This is a genomic window from Streptomyces sp. AgN23 (assembly GCF_001598115.1).
GTDB classification, from domain to species: Bacteria; Actinomycetota; Actinomycetes; order Streptomycetales; family Streptomycetaceae; genus Streptomyces; species Streptomyces antimycoticus.
This window is the reverse complement of the sequence record NZ_CP007153.1, coordinates 5,754,303-5,774,456: the sequence shown is the minus strand read 5'-3', so window position 1 is coordinate 5,774,456 and position 20,154 is coordinate 5,754,303. Positions and strand designations below refer to the sequence as shown.

At 73.3% G+C, this 20,154-nt stretch carries 12 protein-coding genes and 1 pseudogene; 5 read left to right on the top strand and 8 right to left on the bottom strand.

Going from position 1 to position 20,154, the window contains the following annotated elements:
- Positions 1 to 135: 135 nt before the first annotated feature.
- The gene (locus AS97_RS24885; RefSeq protein ID WP_210565686.1) at positions 136 to 1,587 is read left to right on the top strand and encodes an NAD(P)/FAD-dependent oxidoreductase; all 1,452 of its coding nucleotides are present in this window, start codon (positions 136 to 138) and stop codon (positions 1,585 to 1,587) included.
- A 12-nt stretch (positions 1,588 to 1,599) separates the two neighbouring features.
- Here the strand turns inward: AS97_RS24885 and AS97_RS24880 are convergent, their stop codons facing one another.
- The 3 genes from AS97_RS24880 to purD form a co-directional block, all read right to left on the bottom strand.
- Entirely contained in the window at positions 1,600 to 3,099 is a 1,500-nt protein-coding gene (locus tag AS97_RS24880) for a N,N-dimethylformamidase beta subunit family domain-containing protein (protein WP_210567277.1), read from the bottom strand.
- A 273-nt stretch (positions 3,100 to 3,372) separates the two neighbouring features.
- The gene (locus tag AS97_RS24875; protein ID WP_059146531.1) at positions 3,373 to 5,208 is read right to left on the bottom strand and encodes a hypothetical protein; all 1,836 of its coding nucleotides are present in this window, start codon (positions 5,206 to 5,208) and stop codon (positions 3,373 to 3,375) included.
- Positions 5,209 to 5,535: 327 nt separating this feature from the next.
- Positions 5,536 to 6,801 carry a phosphoribosylamine--glycine ligase gene (purD, locus tag AS97_RS24870; protein WP_059146530.1) on the bottom strand — a complete coding sequence of 422 codons (1,266 nt, stop codon included), beginning with the start codon at positions 6,799 to 6,801 and terminating at the stop codon, positions 5,536 to 5,538.
- Between the two features lie 340 nt (positions 6,802 to 7,141).
- Here purD and AS97_RS24865 point away from each other — a divergent pair, with 340 nt between their 5' ends.
- Positions 7,142 to 7,876: an SLATT domain-containing protein gene (locus AS97_RS24865; RefSeq protein WP_059146529.1), complete on the top strand. Its 735-nt coding sequence runs from the start codon at positions 7,142 to 7,144 to the stop codon at positions 7,874 to 7,876.
- A gap of 77 nt (positions 7,877 to 7,953) precedes the next feature.
- Here the strand turns inward: AS97_RS24865 and AS97_RS24860 are convergent, their stop codons facing one another.
- From AS97_RS24860 to AS97_RS24850, 3 genes are all read right to left on the bottom strand, one after another.
- On the bottom strand, positions 7,954 to 8,604 hold the full coding sequence (locus AS97_RS24860) for a hypothetical protein (protein ID WP_014053817.1): 651 nt from the start codon (positions 8,602 to 8,604) through the stop codon (positions 7,954 to 7,956).
- 200 nt (positions 8,605 to 8,804) lie between these two features.
- The gene (locus tag AS97_RS24855; RefSeq protein ID WP_059146528.1) at positions 8,805 to 9,530 is read right to left on the bottom strand and encodes a GntR family transcriptional regulator; all 726 of its coding nucleotides are present in this window, start codon (positions 9,528 to 9,530) and stop codon (positions 8,805 to 8,807) included.
- A gap of 163 nt (positions 9,531 to 9,693) precedes the next feature.
- Entirely contained in the window at positions 9,694 to 11,055 is a 1,362-nt protein-coding gene (locus AS97_RS24850) for an aspartate aminotransferase family protein (protein WP_059146527.1), read from the bottom strand.
- Between the two features lie 307 nt (positions 11,056 to 11,362).
- Between AS97_RS24850 and AS97_RS47615 the strand changes: the two are divergent.
- Positions 11,363 to 12,262, top strand: a pseudogene (locus AS97_RS47615) (serine/threonine-protein kinase); the annotation flags it as partial.
- Positions 12,263 to 14,569: 2,307 nt separating this feature from the next.
- Positions 14,570 to 16,411 (top strand): DUF4328 domain-containing protein, encoded by a 1,842-nt coding sequence (locus AS97_RS24840; RefSeq protein ID WP_086711459.1) that lies wholly within the window; start codon positions 14,570 to 14,572, stop codon positions 16,409 to 16,411.
- A gap of 63 nt (positions 16,412 to 16,474) precedes the next feature.
- On the opposite strand, the gene AS97_RS24835 is transcribed toward AS97_RS24840, so the two are convergent.
- Positions 16,475 to 17,758: an adenylosuccinate synthase gene (locus AS97_RS24835; RefSeq protein ID WP_059146525.1), complete on the bottom strand. Its 1,284-nt coding sequence runs from the start codon at positions 17,756 to 17,758 to the stop codon at positions 16,475 to 16,477.
- Between the two features lie 214 nt (positions 17,759 to 17,972).
- On the opposite strand from AS97_RS24835, the gene AS97_RS24830 reads away from it, so the two are divergent.
- On the top strand, positions 17,973 to 19,016 hold the full coding sequence (locus AS97_RS24830) for a hypothetical protein (protein ID WP_125758563.1): 1,044 nt from the start codon (positions 17,973 to 17,975) through the stop codon (positions 19,014 to 19,016).
- Positions 19,017 to 19,539: 523 nt separating this feature from the next.
- Here the strand turns inward: AS97_RS24830 and AS97_RS24825 are convergent.
- Entirely contained in the window at positions 19,540 to 20,085 is a 546-nt protein-coding gene (locus AS97_RS24825; RefSeq protein WP_059146523.1) for a MarR family transcriptional regulator, read from the bottom strand.
- Between the last annotated feature and the right edge of the window lie 69 nt (positions 20,086 to 20,154).

Here is a 20,154-nt window from a genome sequence, read left to right as displayed (position 1 = left end):
GCGGCGGGGCGGGGGCCCGGCGGTCCGGGTTCCGCTTCCGGCCGGTTCGAACACCGCGCAGGAGGAACTCGTTCGGCGGGACGCGCGAAGGAGGGCTCCGGAGGGGCCTGGAGGGGGCCGGATGGGAGGTGTGGCATGGCCGACGCGGTGATCGTGGGCAGCGGCCCCAACGGGCTCGCGGCCGCCGTCACCCTGGCCCGCGCCGGGCTGCGGGTGGAGGTGTACGAGGCCGCCGACACCATCGGCGGCGGACTGCGCAGCCAGCCGCTCTTCGACGCGGACATCGCCCATGACATCTGCTCGGCGGTCCACCCCATGGCGCCCGTCTCGCGCTTCTTCCGCGCGTTCGACCTGGCCGCGCGCGGGGTGGAGCTGCTGACGCCCGAGGTCTCCTACGCCCAGCCGCTGGACGGCGGCCGCGCCGCGCTCGCCCACCGCGATCTGGCGGCCACCTGCGCCGGGCTCGGCCCGGACGGGGAGCGCTGGCGGCGGCTGATGGCGCCGCTGCTGCGGCACAGCGAGGGCGTGGTCGACTTCGTCCTCTCCGGACAGCGTGCCCTCCCCCGCGATCCGGTGGCACCGCTGCTGCTGGCCTCGCGGATCCTCGTCCACGGCACCCGGCTCGGCGCCGCCCGTTTCACCGGTGAGGCGGCGCCCGCCCTGCTCACCGGGGTCGCCGCCCATGCCGTGGGCGAACTGCCCAGCCTGGCCGGGGGCGCGGTGGCCGCCCTCCTCGGGCATCTGGCACATGGCCCCGGCTGGCCGCTGCCGCGCGGCGGAAGCGCCCGGATCGCCGAGGCCATGGCGGACGACATCACCGCGCATGGCGGCACCTTCCACATCGGGCGCCCGATCGGCGACCTCGGCGAGCTGGCCGGCGGCGCTCGTGCGGTGCTGCTCGACACCGGTGTGCCGGGGCTGCTGGACATCGCCGGGCGTCGGCTTCCCGACCGCTATGTCCGGGCGCTGCGGCGGTTCCGCTACGGCCCGGCCGCCGCCAAGGCCGACTTCCTGGTCAGCGAGCCGATCCCGTGGGCCGACCCCGCCGTGGGCCGCGCCGGGACCGTGCACCTGGGCGGCGGCCACGCCGAGCTGGCCCGGGAGGAGACCCTGACGGCGCGCGGGGTGCGCAGCCGGGAGCCGTTCGTCCTGCTCGTCGACCCGGCCGTCACCGACCCCGGGCGCGCCCGGCCCGGCAGGCGCCCGGTGTGGGCCTACGCCCATGTGCCGAACGGCGACGACACCGACCCGGTCGCGCTGATCCGCTCCCGGATCGAGACCTACGCCCCCGGCTTCGGCGACACCGTGCTCGCGGCGCGCGGCCTGTCCGGGCGGGACCTGGAGGCGTACGACCCCAACGATGTGGGCGGGGACATCGGCTCGGGCGCCATGACGCTCTGGCAGAGCCTCGCCCGGCCGGTGCCCCGCCTCGATCCGTACCGCACCCCGTTCCCCGGGCTCTTCCTGTGCTCGTCGGCGACTCCGCCGGGGCCGGGGGTGCACGGCATGTGCGGGTATCTGGCGGCCCTGTCGGCGCTGAGGCATCGTTTCGGCGTACGGACGGCGCCGTCCCTGAAGCCGCGGTAAGCCGGTGTCCGGTCATCCCCGCTTGCAGATCCGGTCCAGCAGATTCGCCGTCGCCCGCTGAATCCGCTCATCCGTATGCCCCGGACGATCCAGCGCGGGCGACCACGCGAACGTCCCCGACGCGAACACCAGAGCGCCGCTCGGGGCGCGGTAGAGCGAAGTCTCCTGGTGGCGGACCACCCCCTCCGTGTCCTCGTACGGCGAATGGGCCAGCAGGATGCGGCGGAGGTGCTCGGGCAGGACCGTGCGCGGGAAGTAGCGGTCGGCCTCGCCCGCGACCAGGCCGGGTAGCTCATCGCCCTCCTCCGCGCCCGTGGCCTCCCACAGCCAGTGGCCGGCGTTGCGCACGATCAGCGGGCTCGGCTCGGGCACCCGGCCCGCGTACTGGATGCCGATCAGCTGCTGTTCGGGCGCGGTCTCCCGCCACAGCGCCGAGCGGCCGGGGCCGCGGCGCTTGCGGCAGGTCAGCAGCCGGTCCGGACCGGAGGGCGAGGCGGTGAGCTCGACCTGCCAGTACATGGTGTTGGCGGAGAGGAAGACCAGCGAGGTGCCGCTGTCGCGGGCCGATTCCACGGTGCGGCGCATCGGCGCCGACCAGTACTCGTCGTGGCCGGGGAAGACCAGCCCCCGGTAGCGGGTGGGGTCGACCCTGCCCGCGTGCAGATCGCTCATCTCGGCGTAGGCCAGGTCGTAGCCGTAGCGCTCGGCCCAGCGGATGAAGTCGTATGCGTGGCCCACATGGAGGGGCAGCCCCGCGCCCGCGTACGGCCGGTCGAAGGAGACGGTGATCGCCGCCTCGGACTCGCCCAGCAGTTTTCCCCGCTCGTCCCAGGCGTGGTAGAGGCTGGCGCCGGTCCGGCCGTCCTCCGGGTAGAGGTTGTACGCCTGCCAGGTGAGGTCCGGGAGGACGAGAAGGAGATCGGCGGGGCGGGGATCGCGGACGGTGAACGGGATGTGGCTCCGGTAGCCGTCCACGGTGGTCAGCACCGCGACATAGGCGCCGGGCTTCCAGTACGAGGGGATCTGCAGCCGCCAGGACAGCCACCAGTGGTGGCAGGAGACGGTGCGGTCGGCGGTGAGCGGGGGCGGCTGGACGATCCCGGACAGCCGGGGGCTGGTGGTGATCTTCAGCGCGCCGGCGCCCTCGTAGTAGCCGATGCGGTAGATGTCCACGCTGAACTGCTGGGGCGGATCCACCGTGATCCGGAAGTCGATGGCCTCGCCGGGGGCCGCCGCGGAGGCGGAGGGGAAGCCCTTGATCTGCCGGTGGACATCGTCTGCGGTGCGGGGGCCGGGGATCCTGGCAGGGCCCTTCGCACGGACCCGCCCGGCCGCCCGGTCGATGGCCCCGGGCTGCTGGACATGATCGACGTACCACGGGACCACCCGACCGGTGTCGTCGAAGTAGTTCTCACTGTCGCGCAGCCAGGGCAGCGGTCCCTGGCCGAAAGGATCCGTCACCGCGTGCGCGAGCGCTCCTGACTCCCAGCGCCTGATCTGGTCCGTCCCCACCATCGTTCCCCTCCCCTGCGTGCCCGGCGGCGCCTCGCCTCGCTGTCCTCGCACACCGCACCGCAGCGGATCCGGCCTTGTGGGCCGGGCTGCGGAGCCGGTCTGGCGGTCCGGGCCGGTAGGCCGGAACTCGTGGGCCGGGCGGACAGCGACCGGTCCAAGCACATCACATTACGCACCCACTCCGTCACCGATAGTCGCCAATTTGCCGGAACAGACGCCGAACGCGCGACAAGGCTGGACAGAGGACCGGATCCGGCGCGGTATGCGCGCCTACACCAGCCGGACGGGCTTTTCCGGACGGACTCCCACCTCGCCGAGCCAGGCGCGCAGCGGCCCGTCGTCCCCGTCCTCCACCAGGCTGAGCACGGGATGGGCCAGATCGGCCCGCCGCCGCCCGCCGACGAGCAGCGCGGGCCCGTCGAGCCAGTCGAGGCCGGGGGCCGCGCCCGCGGTGTCCACGGCGGCGCAGCACACCATGGCGGTCACATGGTCGGCGAGCAGCTCGCGGCCGGTGCGCGGCGGCTGCAGCGGGAACGCCGGGGCGAAGTCGTCGATCCACGGGTCGCCGGCGGCCCCCTCCGCCCCCGCCGCGGGACCCTGGCCGTACGCCCGGGTGGCGGCGGCCTCCTCACGGGCCACCTCGACGCTGAGCCGGGCGGCGAGCCCGGGGGTGCCGCCGTCGGGGGCGTCGGCGGGGTCGGCCGCGGTGGCGGTGAGCCGGTCCATGACCCGGGCCAGGGTGGGCGGCGCGGGCGCGCTCACGGGGGCCGGTGCGCGAGCGGCGCCGACGAGGTCGTGGGTGTCCTCCCGCTCGTCCAGGAGCCGGTTCAGCCGGGCGGCCTCCTGCCGCCATTTGCGGTCCACGACCTCTTCCGGATACGCGCCCCAGTCGACCGGGGACCAGTCGGGGCCCGGCTCCGGCGGGCCGCCGTGGAAGAGGCGGGCGGCCAGCAGCGAGGTGGCCTCGTCTATCACCCCGGGCTCCTCCAGCAGGTCACAGGCCGGGCGCTCGCTCAGCCGGGAGGTGAACCCCTCGGCGAGCCGGTCGCGCCGGGAGAGCTCGGTGAGCGCCGAGACCACGCCCGCGTCCAGCCGGGAGGGCCAGCGGCCCATCCGCCAGGCGGGCAGCGCGACCCGGGTCAGCAGCCGGTCCCAGCCCGCGTAGGCGAGGCCCACCTGCTCCTGGGCGACGATCCGCAGCCCGTAGTCGACCGACTGGGCCCGCTCGGAGGCGGCGGCGGCGACCGCGCGCTCCATCTCGGCCGCATGGTCCCGGCAGCCGCGCAGCAGCAGCCGGGCGACCCAGCCGACGAAGGCGAAGGCGGGGCGGCGCACCACCGCCACCAGGGCGGGCGCGGGGCCGGACGACGGCTCGCCGCCCTGGGCCGCGACGGCCACGGCGGCGTCCAGCCCGCGCACGAAGCGGCGGGCGGAGGCTATGTCGGGATGGACGGACGGGCCGGTGCCCGCCACCACCGGGGCCAGCAGGGCGCGCAGCTCGGCGACCCGCATCCACCACAGGAACGGTGAGCCGATCACCAGCACCGGCGCCTGCGGGACGCGCCGCTCGGGGCGGTCCACGATCCGGTCCGCGCCGCTCGCGGGCGCGGGGGCGCCCCGTGCGGAGCGGGGCTCCTCGACCGCCAGGGCGCCGCGGTCCCTATGCTCCCGGCGCTGGGCATGCGCCGGATGCGTACGGTCCTCCAGCCAGCTGTCGCAGTCGGGGGTGAGCGCTATGGCCGAGGGCGCGGGCACCTCCAGGCGCTCGGCCAGGTCGCGCACCAGTCGATAGAGATCGGGCGCCGTCTCCTCGGCGATGGGCACCGTCGGGGTGAGCGCGGGCCTGGCCCGGACGACCACGGCGGCCACGGCCGCCGCCAGCAGCAGGACCAGCAGAGCGCCACCGGTCACCACCCAGCGCAGGGCCGTCCAGCCCTGGTCCTGGGAACCTCCGACGCTGCCGGTGGCGCTTGCGGCCAGCAGCACGACGGCGGCCGCGGCCGGGAGGAGTGCGACCGCGAGCGCCGTGCTCCGGATGCGCAGTACCGCGAGGGCGCGAGCGCGCGCCGCCAGGGCACCTGCTTCGGTACCTGCCACGGTTCTCATCACCCCCTACTGTCCGGCCGATGTTTGAACAGCGGACGACGGCGGCGTTGTTTTCTCCCACCCACTGTCGCACTGGCCGCCCACTCCGCAATGCCAGTGGGCCAGTTGCCGCACCTCGCCTGAGCGGCACACTAGTTGGGGGCCGGGCGTGCGTCAGCAGGATGCGGAAGCGCTCACCCGATGGAATGGCCTTGGGTAAAACCGGGAACTTCGCGATGGCGACGCCTGGCCCCGTGTGAACAGGCGGAAGCGGCGTTCGGGGCCGTTCACGGGCCCGCCCGGGACACCGCTTGAGACTCTTCTTACAGCCTGACTCGCAGCCTGTCCTTACGAGGCCGCGTCGGCTGCCGCCTTCGCGGCGATGTCGGAGCGGTGGTGCGAGCCCTCCAGCCCGATCCGGCCCACCGCGCGGTACGCCCGCTCGCGCGCCTTCGCCAGGTCGGAGCCGGTCGCGGTGATGGAGAGCACCCTGCCCCCCGCGCTCACCACCTCACCGGACGCGCCGTCCCGCTTGGTGCCCGCGTGCAGGACGTACGCCTTGGGGCCGTCCTGCTCGGCCACCGCGTCCAGCCCGGTAATCGGGTCGCCGGTGCGGGGGGTGTCCGGATAGTTGTGCGAGGCGACGACCACGGTCACGGCGGCGCCGTCGCTCCAGCGCAGCGGCGGCTCGGCCTCCAGACGGCCGGTGGCGGCGGCGAGCAGCACCGCGGCCAGCGGGGTCTTCAGCCGGGCCAGGACCACCTGGGTCTCCGGGTCGCCGAAGCGGGCGTTGAACTCGATCACCCGCACCCCGCGCGAGGTGATCGCCAGGCCCGCGTACAGCAGCCCGGAGAAGGGCGTGCCGCGGCGGCGCAGCTCATCGACGGTGGGCTGGCAGATCGTGGCCACGACCTCGTCCACCAGCTCGGGGTCGGCCCAGGGCAGCGGGGAGTACGCGCCCATGCCGCCCGTGTTCGGGCCCTCGTCGCCGTCGTGGGCGCGCTTGAAGTCCTGGGCGGGCTGGAGCGGGACCACGGTCTCGCCGTCGGTGATCGCGAAGAGGGAGACCTCCGGGCCGTCCAGGAACTCCTCGATCACCACCCGGCCGCAGGCCAGCGCGTGCGCTCGGGCGGCCTCGACGTCCTCGGTCACCACGACGCCCTTGCCCGCGGCCAGGCCGTCGTCCTTGACGACGTACGGCGCGCCGAACGCGTCCAGCGCCTCGTCGATCTCGGCGGGCGTGGTGCACACATAGGCGCGGGCGGTGGGCACTCCCGCCGCCGCCATCACGTCCTTGGCGAACGCCTTGGAGCCCTCCAGCTGCGCCGCCTCGGCGGACGGCCCGAAGGCCGGGATCCCGCGCTCGCGCACGGCGTCGGCCACCCCCGCCACGAGCGGGGCCTCCGGCCCCACGACCACGAGGCCCACCCCCAGGGAGGCGGCGAGGTCGGCGACGGCGGCGCCGTCGAGCGCGTCGACCGCGTGCAGCTCGGCCACCTCGGCGATGCCGGCGTTGCCGGGGGCGCAGTGCAGTGCGGTGACGTCGGGGTCGAGGGAGAGAGCGCGGCACAGGGCATGTTCGCGGGCGCCGCCGCCGATGACGAGGACCTTCACGGTATGCAGCCTATTGCCTCGGGTGCGGGCCGCTGTGCGGTGGGGGTTGCCACCCTGTCCGCGCCGGAGCCGCGGCGCCGGAACCGCGGCCCTGGGGGCCGCCGGCTCCGTCTCGCGCCTTCGGCGCATGGGCGCGGCCCCGGCCGGGCCGACCAGTCCCGGATCCGGTGCGCGGGCCACTCTTTTGGGTGAGGAGTGGGCGGTCCTATACCCGATGGGGCAGCTCTTACGGGCGGAAAACCCGTGATCGGGTCTTCGTGGCCAGCCGTTCGGCGGTAGGAATGGTGGTCGCGCATCAGCCGCGCGCCAGGAGAAACGCCGCCGCAGAGGGAGTTGCACGGTGAGTCAGCCGGAGATGCAGCCCGAGGGGCTCCCTCGGCCGGAGGGTGCGAGAGCCCAGGGTGACCTGCTCGGTCGGCCCTTCCCGCACGGCGACTGGGGGGAGCCGGCGGACCGGCTCGACGAGTTGTACCGGTGGGTCGAGGAGGGCGCCCTGGAGGTCGCGGGGTGGTACCTCGCCGAACGGGTGTGGAAGCGGCGGACCGCCCGGGTGCTGCGGGTGGGCGCCGCCGTGGCGGTGGTCGTGGCGGGCGTGCTGCCGCTGCTCGATCTGAACGGGGCGCTGGACGGCGGCGCGGGCTGGGGCGCGCTGGCGCTGCTGCTGGCGGCCGCCTGCGTCGGCGGCGACCGGTTCTTCGGGCTGACGTCCGGCTGGATGCGGGACGTGGCCACGGCGCAGGCGGTGCACCGGCGGCTGGAGGCGCTGCAGTTCGACTGGGCGTCGGAGAGTGTGCGGGAGGTGCTGGGCCCGACCGAGGGCACCGCGAGCGAGGCCGTGGAGCGGTGTCTTTCGGTGCTGCGGCGGTTCTGCGAGGACGTGTCGGAGCTGGTACGGGCCGAGACGGCGGGCTGGATGGTGGACTTCGGGTCCGGTTCGGCGCCACTGGTCACGCAGGCGCTGATGGCCCAGGGCTCCCGTCCGGACAGCGGGAGCCCCACGAGCCGCTTTCCGCTGCCGCCGGGCCCCGCCCGGCCCAATATGCCGCGGCAGCGTCCTCCCGAGCCGCCCCGCTGACGGCCGGACCGCAACGCGTGTCGGAGCGGTCAGCCAATGGAACGGTCGGTCGAAGGAACGGTCGGCCGAAGGAACGGTCAGCTGAAGACGATCATCGAGCCCTGGCCCAGGCTGCGCGTCGCCGCCGCGTGCAGACCCAGCCAGACATGGCGCTCCCGTGCGAAGGGGCTGTCCTCGTACGGGACCGAAGCCGCCGGCTCCTCCAGGCTCGTGGGGCGAGCCGGGGGCGCGGGGGCGGCCGGAGGGTTGGACGGGTCGATGCCGAGCGCCGGGGCGACCGCCTCCAGCTCGCGCAGCAGGCCGTGGCTGGATCCCAACGGGCCGCCGCCCTCGAGGAGTTCGTCGTTGGACAGCGGGCTCTGGAAGTCGACGGGGACATACGCCCCCGCGTGGTCGTAGTGCCACACCAGATGCGACTGCTGGGCCGTGGGCTCGAACATCTCCAGCAACTGTTCGTAATCCCCGCCCAGTTCGTCCACGGGCGTCACCGCGAGTCCGCACAGTTGCAGCAGATAGGCACGGCGGAGAAAGTGCAGCGCGTCGTAGTCGAAACCGGCCACCGGGGCGACATCCCCGGACAGTCCCGGCATATAGCTGAAGACAGGCACGGGCGGCAAACCGGCATCACTGAGGGCCTTGTCGTACGCGGCGATCTCTTCGGCGAAGGGGTTGTCGGGGCTGTGGCACAGCACATCGACGAGGGGGACCAGCCAGAGGTCACATGCCACGCGATCTCACTCTCGTATCCGTACGGTCGATGGTCAGCCCAGCGTAATGCCCCGCGTACGCCTCGCGAAGAGTGCCGGAGGCCAACCCTGGCGGGCCGTTTCACCTGCCACCGCTCCGGCGTCCCCGGCCTCCGGTTCACTGACCGTCCAGGGGGAACCGCTGGGGGCCGGGCGGCGTCCGAGAAGAGTTCAGGAGGAGATCAGGGGGAGTTGACCTCCGACGTCCGGTTCCGCGCGCGCGACTCCTCCCGCTCCACCAACCGCTCGATCAGCGCACGGAAATGCGCGTTGTACGCCCCTATCAACCGCTCCGAGTCATGCGGGTCCCCACGGGTGACCGCCGCGGTGAGCTCGGAGTGCCCCGTCCACAGCTGACCGCGCAGATCGGGGACGCGCCGCAGATAGGGCACCGTGAAGACCCAGGTCTGCACGCGCAGCCGCTGCAGAAAGTCCGACACATACGGATTGCCGACCAGCCCGCAGATCTCGCGCCAGAAGCGCAGGTCATAGCCGATGAGGATGTCCAGGTCACCGGAGCGGGCGGCCCGCTCGGCCTCCTCGGCCCGCCGCCTTACCGAGGCCAGCGCCTGCGGGGTCATGGTGTTCAGCGTCTGCTCGACGTAGTGGCGGAAGACGCCCTCGACCACCATCGTGCGGGCGTCGGCCATGTGCCGGAAGTCGTCGATGGTGAAGTCGTGGACCTTGAAGCCCCGGTGCTCCTCGACATCGAGCAGCCCTTGGGAGCACAGGTCCAGCAGTGCCTCCCGGACGGGGGTCGCGGAGACGCCGTACTGCTGGGCGATCTCCTTGACGGTGAACTGGCGCCCCGCAGGGAGCCGGCCCGCGAGCACCTCGTCGCAGAGCGCGTCGGCGATCTGCTGCCGCAGGGTGTTCCGCTTGACCGGGCTGGCGCCGGGCACGGGCATCGAGGACCGTCTCCTTCCACGGCCGTCGGATCAAGAAAGCGGACGGCCCTCGCATCACGATATGCGAGGGCCGTTGCGCGGAACACGCAGAGTGCGGCAGTGGTCTACACCGGGCAGCGCTCGGGCGGCGACCGGAGGGCAAACGGGCAGAGCCCCGGTGCGACTACGCCGTATGCGCGTCGGCCGCGCCCAGCGCCTCGTCCAGGATGGCGAGCCCCTCCTTGGCCTCGGCCTCGGTGACGGTGCACGGCGGCACCACATGGGTGCGGTTCATGTTCACGAAGGGCCACAGACCGCCGCGCTTGCAGGCCGCGGCGAAGTCGGCCATCGGCTGGTTGGCCGGTCCGCTCGCGTTGTACGGGACGAGCGGTTCGCGGGTCTCCTTGTCCTTGACCAGGTCCAGCGCCCAGAAGACGCCGAGGCCGCGCACCTCGCCGACCGAGGGGTGACGGTCGGCGATCTCCCGCAGCCCCGGGCCGATCACGTTCTCCCCGATCGCGGCGGCGTTCTCCACGATGCCCTCCTCCGCCATCGCGTTGATCGTCGCGACGGCCGAGGCGCAGGCCAGCGGGTGGCCGGAGTAGGTGAGACCACCCGGGTAGGGGCGCTGGTCGAAGGTCGCGGCGATCTCGGCGGAGATCGCGACGCCACCGAGCGGCACATAGCCGGAGTTGACGCCCTTGGCGAAGGTCAGCAGGTCCGGGGTGACGCCGAAGTGGTCCGCCGCGAACCAGTGGCCGGTGCGGCCGAAGCCCGCCATGACCTCGTCCAGGATGAAGACGATGCCGTAGCGGTCGCAGATCTCGCGGACGCCGGCCAGATAGCCGGGCGGCGGGACCATGATCCCGGCAGTGCCGGGGATGGTCTCCAGGATGATCGCGGCGATGGTCTGCGGGCCCTCGAAGGCGATGGTGTCCTCGAGGTGGCGCAGCGCGCGCTCGCACTCCTGCGCCTCGCTGTCGGAGTGGAAGGGCGAGCGGTAGAGGAACGGCGCCCAGAAGTGCACCACACCCGCCGAGGCGCTGTCGGAGGCCCAGCGGCGGGGATCGCCGGTGAGGTTGATCGCGGTGGCGGTGGCCCCGTGGTACGAGCGGTAGGCGGAGAGCAGCTTGGGGCGGCCGGTGTGCAGCCGGGCCATCCGGACCGCGTTCTCCACCGCCTCGGCGCCGCCGTTGGTGAAGAAGATCTTGTCGAGGTCACCGGGGGTGCGCTCGGCGACCAGCCGCGCCGCCTCGGACCGTACGTCCACGGCGAAGCCCGGGGCGATGGTGCACAGCTTCGCGGCCTGCTCCTGGATCGCGGCGACGACCTTGGGGTGCTGGTGGCCGATGTTGGTGTTCACCAGCTGGCAGGAGAAGTCGAGGTAGCGGTTGCCGTCGTAGTCCCAGAAGTACGAGCCTTCGGCGCCCGCGACAGCGAGGGGGTCGATCAGGCCCTGCGCGGACCAGGAGTGGAACACATGCGCACGGTCGGCGGCCTTGACGGCGGCGCCGGCCGCGAGGTCGGGGCTGGGCTGCACGGACACGTTCGGTACCTCGCATCGCTCGCGGGTCGGGGTGGAACCAGCGTACGGACCGTATCCCCGGGCCGGGCACCGACAGGCTGTCAGGGTTTCGGGCCGTCCGCCGACACCTTGCCGGGCCTCGGCGCTCTTGTCGTCACCGTCGGTGATCGGGGAGCGGCGTCCGGATTTCGCTCTCCGGCCCGGGAGTGACACAGGACGGATACGGAACCGATAACGGATCGTCCGCGTCGTCCACTTCGCTCTCAGCCGCCTTTATTCTCTCCAAGGGGCTGATCAGGGGGATTCACGGGGAAGGGGCGATCGACGCATGGAAGACCTGGGGGCCGAGGACCCTCGATGGATCGGTGAGTACCGGCTGCTCCGGCGCCTTGGCGCCGGTGGCATGGGCCGGGTGTTCCTGGCTCATTCTTCGCGCGGCCGTACGGTGGCGGTGAAGCTCGTCCAGACCGAGCTCGCCCAACAGGCCGAATTCCGGAGGCGGTTCAAACAGGAGGTGCGGGCCGCGCAGCGGGTCGGGGGCGCGTGGACCGCGCCGGTGCTGGACGCCGACACCGAGGCCGCCACCCCATGGGTCGCCACCGGCTATATCGCCGGTCCCTCCCTGCACGCGATCGTCTCCGAGTCGGGCCGCCTGCCCGAGCGGACCGTCCGCATCCTCGCCCACGGCCTCACACAGGCCCTGCGCGACATCCACGACGCCGGTCTGGTCCACCGCGACCTCAAACCCTCCAACGTCCTGGTCACCATCGACGGTCCGCGCGTCATCGACTTCGGCATCGCGCGGGCGCTGGAGACCGTCACCGACGGCATCCTCACCCGCAGCGGCGCCGTCGTCGGGTCACCCGGTTTCATGTCGCCCGAGCAGGTGCGCGGCGAGCGGGTCACCCCGGCCAGCGATGTCTTCTGCCTCGGCTCGGTGCTCGCCTACGCGGCGACCGGCCGTCAGCCCTTCGGCACGGCCAACAGCGGTGTGCACGCGGTCATGTACCGCATCGCACAGGAGGAGGCGGACCTGGAGGGGCTGCCGGAGGGGCTGCGCGAGCTGGTCACCGACTGCCTGAAGAAGGCCCCGGACGACCGGCCCTCGCTGGAGGAGCTGCTGGACCGTACGGCCGGTGCGGACGACGACGGCGAACCGTGGCTGCCGGGCGGGCTCGTCGCCCAGCTCGGACGGCATGCGGTGCAGCTCCTGGAGGTGGAGACGCCCGCGGGGCCGGGGGTGCCCGCCGTGCCGGGGATGCCCGCGCGGCCTGCCGTGCCGCCCGTGGCCGGGGCGGCGGGACCCGCCGTCCCGCCGCCGCCCTCCGCGCCGCCGTCGGCCACGTCCTACCCGCTGGCTCCGGCGGAGCCCCCCACGCCCCCGCCACCCGCCACACCGCCGCCCGCCACACCGCCGCTCCCGTCGGCCGTGCCCCAGGCGGGCGCACCGCTCCCCCCGGCTCCGTCCGCGCCTCCTTCGGCGGGCGCGGGGCAGGCCGCCGGACCCGCGACGCCCGGCGGGCACCCTGCGGCGCCGTACGGCGCCGCACCGCAGGCGGGCGGGGACCGGGGCAGCTCGGACCCGGCCGCCGGGCCGCAGGCCGCCTCGTCGTCGGCCGACGCGCCATCGGGCGACGGCGCGCAAGCCGGTTCGGGCCACAGCGGGCCGGGGCAGGGTGCCGCGCGCCAGGACACCCCGGGCCACCCCGCCGCAGGGCCCGCAACGCCGGGCGGGGCAGCCGCCGGACCGCAGGGCGCTACGCCTTCGGCGGGCGCGGCGCAGGCCGGGGCGGCGGGGGGATCCGCCGCGTCCCCCAGCACGCCCGGTGGTGCCGCGCCGGGCCACGACGCCCCGCAGGCCGCCGCATCCGGAACACCCGGCCAACGGTCAGCCGCGTCGCAGGCAGGCGCAGGGCAGCCAGACCCACGGCAGGCGGACGCGTCCCCGGCCGGTGGCAGCCAGGGCGCCGGGACCGCCGGGACGCCGGGCGGGCCGAAGGGCGCGCCCTCCCCCGCCGGACCACAGGCAGGCGAGGGCCAGGGCGCACCCGGACACCCCACGCCACCGCACGCCGGAACGGGCGACGCCGCAGCCGCGTCGCCCAACTCGCCCGGCGGCGCCGGACCACAGAGCGCCGCGCCGTACGCGCCGCCGCGGGGAAGCGGCGCGCAGGGCACCCCCGGAAGCGCCGCACCACCGCGGGCCGCAGCCGGAAACCCCACCCCGCCTCACGCCGGAGCGGCGCCCGCCGCGCCCAACTCGCCCGGTTCCGCCTCCCCCTACGCCGCCCCGGCGTACGGCTACCCGCCGCACGCCACACCGCCGCGGCCCGGCGCGGACGGTGAACCGCAGACGCCGCCGCACGCCTTCGGGCCGCCCGCCGTCACCTCGTTCGGGCCCGCCCCGTCCCCAGGCCAGGCGGCCGCCGCCTCACCCTCCGCCGCCTCGCCCTCCGCCGGCTTCGGCCCGAGCGGGCCGAGCACACCGGCCACACCAGGCGGACCAGGCGGCCCCGGCAGCGGCTCGCCGCAGCCGCCCAAGCGGCGCCGTAAGACGCTCATCGTCGTCTCGGCCGCGGTCGCCACACTGCTCATCGCCGGGGTCGCCGCCCTCGCCGTGGTCAAGGGGAACGACGACGAGGGCGGCAAGGGCGACAGAGCCAAGACCGACTACGACAAGATGACCCACACCCCGCCCAACAGCCCCGACGGCGCCAACTCCAAGGCACCCACCGGTGGTTCGGGCGCGCCCGAACCGTCCTCGACCAAGCTGGGCACGACAGGCGACGTGCCCACCGAGTATCTGGGCGCCTGGGAGGGCGAGATCAAGGAGAGCGGCTCGTCCACCGGCAAGATCCGCCGGATCGTCCTCTCCCAGGGGCCGGTCGGCGCGGTCGTCGCCGAGACCCTGACCTCCGACTCGGACTCGTTCTGCCAGGACTCGGCCAAGCTCAAGTCGGCCGACAGCCTGCTCCTCATCGAGGACGACGAGGTCACCACCAGCATCCCCGAGGAGAGTTGCAGCACGGTCGGCGAGCAGACCCTGCGGATAGGCAACGACGGCACCCTCGCCTGGAGCACCACGGACGGCTCCTACGAGGCCACGCTGCGCCCCTCGAAGAGCGGCGGCAAGCCGATCCCCTCCTCGTACGAGGGCACTTGGCTGGCGAAGGACGCGTTCGGGAAGCAGGACGCCACGCTGAAGATCACCATCAAGCAGGGCGCGATCGGCACCGCGGTGGCCCAGGAAGTCGCGGACAGTAAGAAGTACCACTGCGAGGGGGACCGGGTCCTGGCCTCGGTGGAGAAGGGTCTCGTCCTCAGCCCGTCGAAGTTCACCGGGGGTACCCCTAAGAATCTCTGTGGGCCCGGCACGTCACTCACGTTCACCTCTTCCGGACATGACAAGCTGCGTGTCGAGTATGACGACCCGGACGATTACAGCGATGAGACGATGACACAGACGTTCACCCGCCTCGACTGATCGGCCGATCGGCGCAGGGACTATCGGCACAGGGACAGGAGCCACACCGCGATGGAGAACCTCGGGGCCCAGGACCCGCGGTGGATCGGCGAGTACCGGCTGCTCGGCAAGCTCGGCGAGGGCGGAATGGGCCGGGTCTATCTCGCCCGCTCCGCCCGCGGCCGCACCGTAGCGGTGAAGCTCGTACAGGCCGAACTCGCACGACAGCCCGACTTCCGCGGCCGCTTCAAGCGGGAGGTGGAGGCGGCCACACGGGTCGGCGGCCAGTGGACCGCCCCCGTGCTCGACGCCGACACCGACGCCGAGGTGCCCTGGGTGGCCACCGGCTACATCGGCGGTCCGTCCCTGCACAGCGTCGTCGCCGAGGACTTCGGTGCGCTGCCCGAGCGCTCGCTGCGGATCCTGGCGAACGGACTGGCCCTCGCGCTGCGCGACATCCACGGCGCCGGGCTGGTCCACCGCGATCTCAAGCCGTCCAACATCCTCATCACCATCGACGGTCCGCGCGTCATCGACTTCGGCATCGCGCGCGCCCTGGACGCCGTGGGCTCCACCACGGGCGGCAATCTGACGATGACCGGCGCGGTCGTCGGCTCGCCCGGTTTCATGTCGCCCGAGCAGGTGCGCGGCGAGCCGGTCACCGCCGCGAGCGATGTCTTCTGCCTGGGCTCGGTGCTCGCCTTCGCCGCCACCGGACGTCAGCCGTTCGGCAACGTGGACAGCGGGATCCACGCCCTGATGTACCGAATAGCCCAGGAGGAGCCCGATCTGGTGGGGCTCCCCGAGGGGGCGCGCGGGCTGGTCACCGCATGCCTGAACAAGGACCCGGCCAAGCGGCCCTCGGTGGACGAACTGATCGCCGCCACCCAGCCGGTGACCGACGACGGCGAGCCCTGGCTGCCGGGCGGGCTGCTCGCCCGGCTCGGACGGGACGCGCTGCAGCTCCTCGAGGTGGAGGCGGAGAACGCCCAGCCGGACTCCATGGCGCCGCAGCAGGGCCCGTCGGCGTACGGCCATCCCCAGGCCGGCCATCCCCAGGCCGGCCGCCCTCAGGCCGGCCCGCCTACCCCGCCCGGCCCCGCCGCGTACGGCTCGCCGTCGGCGTACGCGACACCTCACGCGCATGCGGCCGGGGGGCCCGCGTACCAGGTGCCTCCGCCCGCCCAGCCCTGGCAGGGCGGCTATCAGACGCCGGTGGGCTATCCCGCCCAGGGCACCAGGCTGAAGCCGATACGGGGTCTGGCCACCGCGTTGATGAGCATGTTCGGCATCTGGCTGGTGCTGACGCTGCTCGATATGGTGCTGAACATCGCGCTGCTCGACACGTACTTCTCGCTCGACTCCGGCACGGCCACCGACGACATGCTCTACAGCAAGAAGAGCGACGTCGAAGCGATGGACAGCGGCACGGGTGTCGCCGCGCTCGTGCTCGTCGTGCTGTGGCTGGTCTGGTTCCGGACCGCCTACATCAACTCCACGGTGCTCAACCCCGGCCGGCAGCGGTTCGGCAGCGGCTACGCCGTGGGCGCCTGGTTCATCCCGATCGCCCAGCTGTGGCTCCCCAAGCAGATCGCCAACGACGTCTGGACCTCGAGCACTCCTCCGGGGCCCGGCCGTCCCGGACGCGGGGTGCTGCACTGGTGGTGGACGTTCTTCGTGATCATGTTCCTGATGTTCCCGGTGAACGGGATCAGCGAGATCGTCGGCGACAACATCCGGGAACAGCGGCCCAGGGTCGCCCTCAGCATCGCCGACGACGTCATCGGCATCCTGACGGCGCTGCTGGCCATCGCGGTGGTGCGGCGGATCACCAAGATGCAGGAGCGGCGGGCCACGGCTCCCGTCGGCCACGCGCAGCAGCCCGCCGGAGTGTTCGGCCCGCCCGCGGCGTAGTGACGCCGACGGCCCGCCCGCGGCGTGATGACGCCGGCGCGCGGGCCGCTCTCCCGTCGAGGGTCAGAGGAACGAGTTGATCTGGATGGTCTCGTCGCGGCCCGGTCCGACGCCGATCGCCGAGATCGGGGCGCCCGACATCTCCTCCAGCGCCTGGACGTACTTCTGCGCGTTCTTCGGCAGCTCGTCGAAGGTCTTGGCCCGGGTGATGTCCTCCGACCAGCCCGGCAGGGTCTCGTAGATCGGCTTGGCGTGGTGGAAGTCGGTCTGGCTGTACGGCAGCTCCTCGACCCGCTTGCCGTCGATCTCGTAGGCGACGCACACCGGGATCCGCTCCCAGCCGGTGAGCACGTCCAGCTTGGTGAGGAAGAAGTCGGTCAGGCCGTTGACCCGGGTCGCATAGCGCGCGATGACCGCGTCGAACCAGCCGCAGCGCCGGTCGCGCCCGGTGGTCACACCACGCTCGCCGCCGATGGTGCGCAGCTTCTCGCCGTCGTCGTCGAGAAGCTCGGTGGGGAACGGGCCCGCGCCGACGCGGGTGGTGTACGCCTTCAGGATGCCGATCACGCGGTTGATCTTCGTCGGGCCCACTCCGGTGCCGGTGCAGGCACCGCCCGCGGTCGGGTTGGAGGAGGTGACGAAGGGATACGTGCCGTGATCGACGTCGAGCAGCGTGCCCTGACCGCCCTCGAAGAGGACGACCTGGCCCTGGTCGATGGCGTTGTTGAGGAGCAGGGTGGTGTCGGCGACATAGCCGCTGAGCGGGTCCGCGTAGCCCAGCAGTTCCTCGACGACCTGGTCGGCCGCGATGGCACGGCGGTTGTAGAGCTTGGCCAGCACCTGGTTCTTGTTGTCCAGGGCCGCCTCTACCTTCTGGCGCAGGATCGACTCGTCGAAGAGATCCTGGACCCGGATGCCCACACGGTTGATCTTGTCCGCGTAGGCCGGGCCGATGCCGCGTCCGGTGGTGCCGATCTTCCGCTTGCCGAGGAAGCGTTCCGACACCTTGTCGAGGGTCGTGTGATACGGCGTGATCAGATGGGCGTTACCGCTGATCAGCAGCTTGGACGTGTCGACGCCGCGCTCATCCAGTCCGCTCAGCTCGGAGAGCAGGACCGAAGGGTCCACGACGACACCGTTGCCGATGACCGGGGTGCACCCGGGCGACAGGATTCCGGACGGGAGGAGGTGCAGCGCGTACTTCTGGTCGCCCACCACCACGGTGTGGCCGGCGTTGTTACCGCCCTGGTAGCGCACTACATAATCCACGGAGCCGCCGAGCAGGTCGGTGGCCTTTCCCTTGCCCTCGTCACCCCACTGAGCACCGAGCAGCACAAGTGCGGGCACAGGCGTACACCCCTTCCGGGCGGGGCATGTCCAACGTGCATGGTGACGTGCGCCACCACAAGAGCCGTCGAACCGGTGCCCCGGATAGACGAAGCCCCTGGCGCAACAGCGACAGGGGCTCTTGCACCGAGAGATTACCTGAGGAAGGACCGAGGTGTCGGCTCCAGATCCCCGGCCCCCTGCGCCGGACACCGTCCGGGGGCGCCCGCTGCTCATGGTCATCGACCCCAACGCCCGGCGAATGGACGGGGAGTCGGTGCGGATCGCGAAAGATGTGCTCTGTGCGGGAGCGCAGACGAAAATCTGCCTGCCGGACGGCCCGGAGGAAGTCGAGCGGGCTCTGGCCCGCCGCGGCGCCCGACGGCCGGTGCTGGTGGGCGACGACCGCGCCCTGCTGCGGATGGTGGAGCTGTTGCACCGGCGGCGGGAGCTGGCGGACGCGACGCTGTCGGTGGTCCCGGTCGGCGGCTCCGCGACGGTCGCCCTGGCCCATTCGCTCGGCGTGCCGACGGACGCGGTCGCCGCGGCCCGTACGGTCCTCGACGGGACCGCGCGCCCGCGTGATCTGCTGGTGGACGAGAGCGGCGGGGTGGTCCTCGGTGGCCTGCGGATCCCCTCCGGACGCGCTCCTTACGACGCGCACGGGACGCCGGGCGGCGGATGCGGCGCGGCGGCCGGGCCGGACGGGCACGACTCCGGGCCGTTCGGCGACGGGTCGAGGGGCCGGGACTGCCGCTGCGATCCCTGCGACCGCGACCGCGACCGCCGCCGCCGGGCCGAGGAAGACGGGGAGGACGGCAGGGACGGAGGGGACGGCGGGCTCGGCGGGGGCCCGCCCGGCGACGACCCGGACGGCGATGGCAACCGGCCGTGGTGGACCCCGGCGGCCCGCACCGCCCGCACCGCGCTGACGCTGCTCTCGCTCCCTGTGATCGGGCTGGCCGGCGGCGTCCGGCGACCGGCACATCCGCCGCCGCAGCGGCTGCGGATCGAGGCGGACGGGGTGCTGCTGACCGATCTGGACCGGCCGGTGGAGCGGGTCTCGGTGTCAACGGCCGCACCGGGCGGCGGGCTGGCCGAGGTCGTCGTCCATCCCCACGCGGCGGACGGTCCGCTGCGCACCCGGGCGCGGGCCGTCACCGTCTCCGGCCCGGACTTCCGCTATCACGCGGACGCGCTGATCCGGGGCCCGGTGCGCAGCCGCACCTGGACGGTCCTGGCGGAGGCGTGGTCTCTGATGCTGCCCCACCGCCCTTGAGCCCCACTCGCGCCACCACGGGGCGGACGGCGCGATACCCGTGCGGGCCGGACCCGAGGGCCACCGGCACCGGGCCGCACACGACGGGTACCGGCACCGGGCCGCACGCGACGGGTACCGGCGCCAGGCCGCACACGACGGGTACCGGCGCCAGGCCGCACGCGACAGATACCGGCACCAGGCCGCACGCGACAGATACCGGCACCAGGCCGCACGCGACAGATACCGGCACCAGGCCGCACGCGACAGATACCGGCACCAGGCCGCACGCGACAGATACCGGCACCAGGCCGCACGCGACAGATACCGGCACCAGGCCGCACGCGACAGATACCGGCACCAGGCCGCACGCGACAGATACCGGCACCAGGCCGCACGCGACAGGTACCGGTACCGGGCCGCACGCGACCGCCGCTGGCGCGCGGCCGCGGGCGACCGCATCCGGCGCCGGGCGGGATCGCCCGGCGACCCGCCTCCGGGCCCGGCGCCCCCGGGCGCCACGCTCGCGGCGCCGTCCCGGCCGCTAGCCCGCCTCCGCCTCGCGCGCCTCGCGCGCCTCCGCGGCGCGGTCCGCGGCCTGGTGGGCGCGCCAGCGCTCCAGCATCTTGGGCAGCTCCTGCTGGACCCATTCGAAGAAGTCGGCGGTCTCGGTGATCCGCAGCCCTGCCGGGGTGCTCGGGCCGAGCACCTTCACGCCGTCCCGCATGGTGTTCTCCCAGCGGGCCAGGATCTGGTCGCGGCGGGTCAGGGTCTCGTACCAGACCTCGCTGTAGAGCCGGTAGCGATCGCGGCGGGAGCCCGGCTCGCGCTCGCGCACCACCATGTCCACCTGGGACAGATAGCGGATCGCGCCCGAGACCGCGGCCGGGCTGATCCGCAGCTGCTCGGCGAGCTCGGCGGAGGTGAGGGCCCCGGCGTCGGAGACGAGAAGCGCCGCGAAGACCCGCGCCGCCATGCGCTGCATACCGGCCTCGGCAAGATCGGCCGCGAACCGCTCGACGAACCTGGACACCGCCGCTTCGTCCCGCGCATCACCGGGCGCGTCCTCCGGTTCGATCGTCTCCCTCACCGCTTCATCATCTCCTCTCTTCGTCACATCATCATAAGTTTATATGGTTCCTTAACTTCACAATTTTGT

Excerpts from the sequence above, each read along its gene's own strand:
- AS97_RS24885 (WP_210565686.1), top strand. The coding sequence starts at position 136 with ATGGCCGACGCGGTGATCGTGGGCAGCGGCCCCAACGGGCTCGCGGCC.
- AS97_RS24875 (WP_059146531.1), bottom strand. The coding sequence starts at position 5,208 with ATGAGAACCGTGGCAGGTACCGAAGCAGGTGCCCTGGCGGCGCGCGCT.
- AS97_RS24855 (WP_059146528.1), bottom strand. The coding sequence starts at position 9,530 with ATGCCCGTGCCCGGCGCCAGCCCGGTCAAGCGGAACACCCTGCGGCAG.
- AS97_RS24840 (WP_086711459.1), top strand. The coding sequence starts at position 14,570 with ATGGAGAACCTCGGGGCCCAGGACCCGCGGTGGATCGGCGAGTACCGG.
- AS97_RS24830 (WP_125758563.1), top strand. The coding sequence starts at position 17,973 with ATGGTCATCGACCCCAACGCCCGGCGAATGGACGGGGAGTCGGTGCGG.